The following is a 6,297-nucleotide window of genomic DNA, read 5'->3' as shown; positions in this document are numbered from 1 at the left end:
AAATAGAATCGAGCTTCGCCCCAAAGCGCAACCGAGATGTGTGAATGCGATAGGTCACTATACGGGGAGAAGTGCCCGGCAGGGCGATGAGGGGCAGCGCGGCCCCCGATAATTGTGCCTCTTATGGTCTCCACCACGACAGCGCGTTGGTTTACCCTGCCGCTTCTACCTGGTGGTGCGACCGATGACGCGTCGACGCCTCCGCGGGACCGCCGCGGTGTCGACCGAGCCGGCATCGTCAGCGGCTATGCCCTTCAACACATAGCCAACCGCCCTGCGCAGCGTCGTTTCGTCTTCATTGAGGCGATCGGTCAAAAGATGCGTCCAGGCAAAGGAGGCGACCAGGTCGGCGACGAGCGTGGAATCGACGTCGGCCGCCACTTCGCCTCTTGCCTTGGCGCGTTCGATCATCTGGCCGGTATGGGCATGGCGTCCTTTTGTGTAGTCGACCAGCACGGCGGCCACGGTCGCATCCGACTGCGCCTCAGCAATCAGCGATCTGAAGACGCTGCCTGACGATGTGTCATGCCAGTGCGAGAACAGGTTCTTCAGGAAGCCGACGAGATCATCCTCGAGGTTTCCGGTGTCGGGGTTGTCGACGCGCTTTAGCCGCTGATAGACGTCGAACAGCAAAGCGGCCTTGCTCGGCCACCAGCGATAGATCGTACGCTTTCCCGCACGCGCCCGCCGCGCCACCGCTTCGATCGAGAAGCCGGAATAACCGGCCTCGACCAGCACCGCCTCGGCGGCGTCGAGAATGGCGTCGGCGCTGTCGGGATTGCGCCGTGCGCCCGTTGATTTGCGGGCCCGGTCTGCATCCTCAGCCATCTGACTTTTCCTTATCGGTAAGTTTTCCTCGGCATGCATATACGACCTCTTGACGAAACGGAACGGCCCGTTTTCTATAACGGAACGTTTCGTAACGATAAGGAGAGAGCCAATGACCTCGACCGCCGCCCGCTTCTCGCGCCTCCGCTTTGCCCTGCTGGTGCTTGCCGGCGTCTATCCGCTGATCACCGCCATCCTCTATGTCGTGTTTCCGCTGACCGAACAGTGGGAGATCTGGCAGCGCACACTGGTCGTCGCCCCGCTGATGGTCGCGATCATGATCTGGGGGCTCATTCCGGGCGTGCAGAAGATGTTCCGGAGGTTCCTCAATCCTGCCCAATGAAGGAAGCGTGGTGCGGGCAGTTCGGTGTGGTCCGCAACGGTCGGGAAAACGCCCTTGCACCAGCGCCCGCTATCGGGCAAACCGGCGTTCCCCTTGCGATTTTCCCGCCCGAGGTCTTCATGTCAGCCACCATTTCGCCGCTCGCGCCGAAGAAGTATCCCAAAATGCCTGACATCGAGGGCGTCCGCATCGCCACCGCCGAGGCCGGGATAAAATACAAGAACCGCACCGATCTGCTGACCATGGTCTTCGATGCCGGAACCACGGTCGCCGGCGTGTTCACCAAGTCAAAATGCCCGTCGGCGCCGGTCGATTTCTGCCGGCAGAACCTTGCGCAGGGCAAGGCGCGCGTCCTGGTCGTCAATTCCGGCAACGCCAATGCCTTCACCGGCAACAAGGGCCGAGCTTCCACGGCAATGACCGGCGAGGCTGCAGCCAAGGCTGCCGGCTGCACGCCGGACGAGGTGTTTCTGGCCTCGACCGGCGTCATCGGCGAGCCGCTGGATGCCGGCAAGTTCAGTCATCTGCTCGCCGGACTGGTCAAGGACGGCAGGCCGGACCTGTGGACCGAAGCCGCCAAGGCGATCATGACCACGGATACCTATCCGAAACTGGCGACCGCGACGGTGAAGCTCGGCGATGCTGACGTCACCATCAACGGCATTGCCAAGGGCGCCGGCATGATCGCGCCCGACATGGCGACGATGCTCTCCTTCATCGCCACCGACGCGCCGATCGCAGCGCCCGTGCTGCAGGATCTTTTGTCGCGCGGCACGGCCAAGACCTTCAATGCGGTCACCGTCGACAGCGACACCTCGACCAGCGACACGCTGCTGATGTTCGCCACGGGCACGGCAACCAGGCGCGGCGCGCCTGATATCACCGATGCCGGGGATGCGCGCCTCGGCGCCTTTCGCCGCGCGCTCGGCAAAGTGCTGAAATCGCTGGCGCTGCAAGTGGTGCGCGACGGCGAGGGCGCGCGAAAACAGGTCGAGGTCACCGTCACCGGCGCGAAATCGGCCCGCTCGGCCAAGCGCATCGCGCTGTCGATCGCCAATTCGCCGCTGGTCAAGACGGCGGTCGCCGGCGAGGACGCCAATTGGGGTCGCGTCGTCATGGCCATCGGCAAGGCCGGCGAACCGGCCGACCGCGACCTTCTGTCGATCTGGTTCGGCGACATCAGGCTGGCGCATGAGGGCGAGCGCGACGCCGCCTACTCAGAGGAGGCGACGTCGGCCTACATGAAGCGCGACGAGATCCGCATCCATGCCGATATCGGCATCGGCCGCGGCAAGGCGACGGTGTGGACTTGCGACCTCACCAAGGAGTATGTCGCCATCAACGGCGATTATCGGAGCTGATGGCGTTGGTTTCCAGACATCCGGCAAGCGTGCTTGCCATCGTGCGCCGCTACGAGGCGGCCGGCTTTCGCGCATGGCCGGCGGCGGCCGTCCATTATGACGGCACCTGGGTGGTGCGGCTGACGGCAGGCCATCCGGCCAAGCGGCTGAATTCGGTCAACCCGCTCGATCCGGGCGACATCCAGCACATTGCCGAGCGCATTGGCCGCGCCAGCCGCCGTTTCGACGCCTATGGCCGACCGTTGACCTTTCGCATATCGCCGCTGTCGGGGCCGGTCCTTTCCAAACATCTCGACAGCGAAGGCTGGAGCACATTCGACGAATCGCTGGTGATGCGGCTGCCGCTGGCAGACGCCCAGCTCGATGCCGCCATGGACCAGATTCCGCTGAAGGACATCAGCCGCTTCATCGGCGCGTCGCTCAAGGTAAGCGGCTCGGATGTGTCGCTGCGGCCGGGCCTGTCGGAGATCATCGGCGCCATCCAGCCGGAAGCCGGGCTGTTCGCGCTCGAAAAGGGCACCGAACCGCTGGCGACGCTGATCTGCGTCCACGATGGCGATCTTGCCGGTCTGTTCGAGGTCGCCACCGACAGATCGGTGCGCAACCAGGGCCATGGCCGCCACCTGATCCTGTCGGCGCTGAAATGGGCACGGCTGCGCGGCGCCCGGGAAGCCTGGCTGCAGGTCGAGGCCGACAATGCGCCGGCGCTGGCGCTTTATCGTTCGCTCGGGTTCGACGAAGTCTATCGTTACCATTATCGCCGGCCGCCCGGCGCATGACCGGCGTGAACCCTGTCGGCAAGCGCCTGCTCCTGGTCGCAGCCTGCGCGCTGGTCGATACTGACGGCCGCGTGCTTCTGGCGCAGCGGCCCGAAGGCAAGCAGCTCGCCGGCCTGTGGGAGTTTCCGGGCGGCAAAGTCGAGCCCGGCGAGACGCCGGAAGAATGCCTCATCCGGGAGTTGTACGAGGAGATCGGCATCGAGACCGACATTCCCTGCCTGGCGCCGTTCACCTTCGCCAGCCATTCCTACGATGATTTTCACCTGCTGATGCCGCTGTTCGTCTGCCGTCGCTTCCGCGGCATCGCGCAGCCGAAGGAGGGCCAGGTGCTCAAATGGGTGCGGCCGCGCCAGATGCGCGATTTTCCGATGCCGCCGGCCGACGCGCCGCTGATCCAGTTTCTCATCGATCTTCTGTGATTGTGCTGTCCGAGACTTAGACAATGTTAATGGAAGATTTATCTTGCCGTGAAAAATTGATGGCATGGAAATCGAAGGAAGGCCGTGTTCAGGCCTTCGCCGGAGAGCGGTTGCATGAGCCTCGACAGGGACTGGGATTCGATCCGACCCGACCGCAGCTTCGCTGTCCATGCCGGCATGGGCATCTTGCGGATCACGCTTTTGTTCGGCTCGGCCGCGGTGGCGCTGGCCTTGATCGCGACGCCCTTGCTCGACAGCCGGACGCGATCCGCACGCGACCATTTTGCCGGCGGCCTCGACGGAATGAGCACAGGATCGATTGGGAGCCCAGGATCGGTCGGGAGCACAGGCTCGATTGGAAACACGGGCTCGATTGGAAACACGGGCTCGATCGGCCATCGTGGGACCTACACGCTGCGCAGGAGCGTGCTGCAGCCGCTGCCCAGTTCGATCTGCGTGATACGCGACAATGGCAGGCGCAGCGGCGACTGCTGACATGGTTTAAAGCAGCCGTTTCATCGCCTGTTAAGCCTGTGCCGTTAACCTTTCTTAACAGGTCGGCGCTAGGGTTCCGGCAAGCGGGATCGACGGCCATGAGAACATTGCTGCAACGATTTTGGGAAGACAAGACCGGCGCGACGGCCATCGAATATGGGCTGATCGTGACTGTGCTGTCGCTTACCATCATAGGCGGCATCGGCCAAGCCGCTGACGCAATGGCGTGGCTGTTCAGCGACAATTCCAGCAGGCTTGTGAACGCTTTCGCGCAGTGATCGCGACCGGCCACCAGCATCCCACAAAAGTCCGGTCGACAGAAATCCGGTCAACGCCCGCCGGGATTTTCCAGTATCGTCTTCAGCGATATTTTCGCCGAGCCCGGCTTCAGCGGTTTTTGCTGCGAGGCGTCGGGCGCCCAGCCTGACATCCAGACGATCGGAAAACTCGCCCTGACGCGACCATCGGCATCCGAAAACCGCTCGGCGTAGATTTCGGCGACGCGGGCAAACAGCCTTCGTGTGCCCGGTCGCCTGCTGCGGTCGACGAGCGCGCTGGTCTCGCCCATCGCCCGCAGGTCCGCCATCAGGCCGAACAGGGAATCGTAGCGCACCGTCACCGTCTCGACATCGGCGACCGGCAAGGCCAGGCCGGCGCGTTGCAAAAGCGCGCCGGCGTCGCGTACGTCGGTGAACGGGATGACGCGCGGGCTGGCGCCGCCGTAAAGCTCGGTCTCGGCGGCGAGCAGGCTTTCGCGCAGTTCGGAAAGGGTACCGGCGCCGGCAAAGGCGCCGAGGAAAAGACCGTCCGGCTTCAGTGCGCGGCGGATCTGCACCAGCATGCCGGGAATGTCGTTCATTGCCTGAAGCGACAAAAGCGACACCGCGAGGTCGAGCCTTTCCGGCTCGAACGGCACGGTCTCCAGCGGCGCCACCAGTCCCGCTGCATTGTCCAGGAACGCAGCGTCCGCCTCTACGCGTACGATGTCCGCCACCTTGCCGCTTGTCGCGAGCACGTCGACCACCGCCGGCGTCTGGCAAAACAGCACGGCCGCTCTGTCGAATTTGCGCTCGACGGCGCCCAGCCGCTCGGCAAGCTCTTCGGCCGCCCGACGCATCAGGAAATCCGCGCCGGCAGTCGGATAGGCGAGCGCCCGGCGCTTGTGCGCCAGCCAGAGAGCAGTGTCGACTATAGGTTGCAACTGACGGTTCCTGGTTTCCGCTCTCTGATATAGGGTGGCGGAGGAGCAACCACGTGGCCGATCCAATGCCAGATATCAAGAGTATTGCTCGAAAGGCATTGGACTGGCCGGCGCGCATCCTGTTTCCGCCGGTTTGCGCCGGCTGCCGACGGCATGTCTCGCAGCCCGGCGTGCTGTGCGGCACCTGCTGGCCGAAGCTGAGGCTTCTGGAGCGGCCATGGTGTCCGGTGATGGGCACGCCGTTCATCCATCACATGGGCGAGGGGTTCCTGTCGGCCGAGGCGATAGCCGACCCGCCGCCGTTCGAGCGCGCGCGGGCCGCGGTCGCTTACTCTGGTGTGGCCCGCCAGATGGTGCAGGGGTTGAAATACCAGGATCGCACCGATCTGGCGCCGTGGATGGCGCGCTGGATGCTGCGCGCCGGTGCAGAACTGGTTGCGGAGGCCGATGTGGTCGTGCCGGTGCCGCTGCACTGGCGGCGTTTTTTCAGGCGCCAGTTCAACCAGTCGGCGGAACTGGCAAGGGCGGTATCGCAACTTGGCGGCCTGCCTTTTGCGCCCTCCGCGATCAGGCGCGTCAAGCTCACCCGCCAGCAGGTCGGGCTGGAGCGGCGGGAACGCGAGGAGAATGTGCGTGCCGCATTCAGAGTGCCGGAGGAGGCCGAGATCGAGATCGCCGGCCGCCGGGTGCTCTTGATCGACGACGTCTATACCACCGGCGCCACTGTCCGCGCGGTCGCCAAGGCGCTGAAGAAGGGCGGTGCCGGGACGGTCGACGTGCTGACCTTTGCGCGCGTGCTGCCAGGGGACTTTCGGGCCGACGAGTCCGCGACTATATAGCTATATAGATTGAAGAAAGGCAGGATTGCTGA

At 64.2% G+C, this 6,297-nt stretch carries 9 protein-coding genes; 7 read left to right on the top strand and 2 right to left on the bottom strand.

The window, feature by feature from the left end; all coding sequences use genetic code 11:
• Window positions 1-165 precede the first annotated feature (165 nt).
• Window positions 166-828 carry a TetR/AcrR family transcriptional regulator gene (locus NKH12_RS24010; protein ID WP_352955430.1) on the bottom strand — a complete coding sequence of 221 codons (663 nt, stop codon included), beginning with the start codon at window positions 826-828 and terminating at the stop codon, window positions 166-168.
• 112 nt (window positions 829-940) lie between these two features.
• Between NKH12_RS24010 and NKH12_RS24005 the strand changes: the two genes are divergently transcribed.
• The 6 genes from NKH12_RS24005 (at window position 941) to NKH12_RS23980 (ending at window position 4,503) form a co-directional block, all read left to right on the top strand.
• On the top strand, window positions 941-1,171 hold the full coding sequence (locus NKH12_RS24005; RefSeq protein ID WP_352955429.1) for a putative antibiotic biosynthesis monooxygenase: 231 nt from the start codon (window positions 941-943) through the stop codon (window positions 1,169-1,171).
• A gap of 119 nt (window positions 1,172-1,290) precedes the next feature.
• On the top strand, window positions 1,291-2,532 hold the full coding sequence (argJ, locus tag NKH12_RS24000; RefSeq protein ID WP_352955428.1) for a bifunctional glutamate N-acetyltransferase/amino-acid acetyltransferase ArgJ: 1,242 nt from the start codon (window positions 1,291-1,293) through the stop codon (window positions 2,530-2,532).
• Window positions 2,532-3,311 carry a GNAT family N-acetyltransferase gene (locus NKH12_RS23995; RefSeq protein WP_352955427.1) on the top strand — a complete coding sequence of 260 codons (780 nt, stop codon included), beginning with the start codon at window positions 2,532-2,534 and terminating at the stop codon, window positions 3,309-3,311. Before argJ ends, NKH12_RS23995 begins: the two co-directional genes overlap by 1 nt.
• Entirely contained in the window at window positions 3,308-3,730 is a 423-nt protein-coding gene (locus NKH12_RS23990) for a (deoxy)nucleoside triphosphate pyrophosphohydrolase (RefSeq protein WP_352955426.1), read from the top strand. The genes NKH12_RS23995 and NKH12_RS23990 overlap by 4 nt, the downstream gene beginning before the upstream one ends.
• A gap of 114 nt (window positions 3,731-3,844) precedes the next feature.
• Window positions 3,845-4,225 carry a hypothetical protein gene (locus NKH12_RS23985; RefSeq protein WP_352955425.1) on the top strand — a complete coding sequence of 127 codons (381 nt, stop codon included), beginning with the start codon at window positions 3,845-3,847 and terminating at the stop codon, window positions 4,223-4,225.
• Window positions 4,226-4,323: 98 nt separating this feature from the next.
• Entirely contained in the window at window positions 4,324-4,503 is a 180-nt protein-coding gene (locus NKH12_RS23980) for a Flp family type IVb pilin (protein WP_192360673.1), read from the top strand.
• Between the two features lie 50 nt (window positions 4,504-4,553).
• Here NKH12_RS23980 and NKH12_RS23975 read toward each other — a convergent pair whose 3' ends face one another.
• Complete coding sequence (locus tag NKH12_RS23975; RefSeq protein ID WP_352955424.1) at window positions 4,554-5,426, bottom strand: methyltransferase domain-containing protein; 873 nt, start codon at window positions 5,424-5,426, stop codon at window positions 4,554-4,556.
• A gap of 53 nt (window positions 5,427-5,479) precedes the next feature.
• On the opposite strand from NKH12_RS23975, the gene NKH12_RS23970 reads away from it, so the two are divergent.
• On the top strand, window positions 5,480-6,265 hold the full coding sequence (locus NKH12_RS23970; protein WP_352955423.1) for a ComF family protein: 786 nt from the start codon (window positions 5,480-5,482) through the stop codon (window positions 6,263-6,265).
• Window positions 6,266-6,297 lie beyond the last annotated feature (32 nt).

The sequence above is a fragment of the Mesorhizobium sp. M1322 genome (assembly GCF_040318085.1).
Lineage (GTDB): Bacteria > Pseudomonadota > Alphaproteobacteria > Rhizobiales > Rhizobiaceae > Mesorhizobium.
Note: the sequence above shows the minus strand (reverse complement) of the source record. Positions and strands in the feature narration are given on the sequence as shown.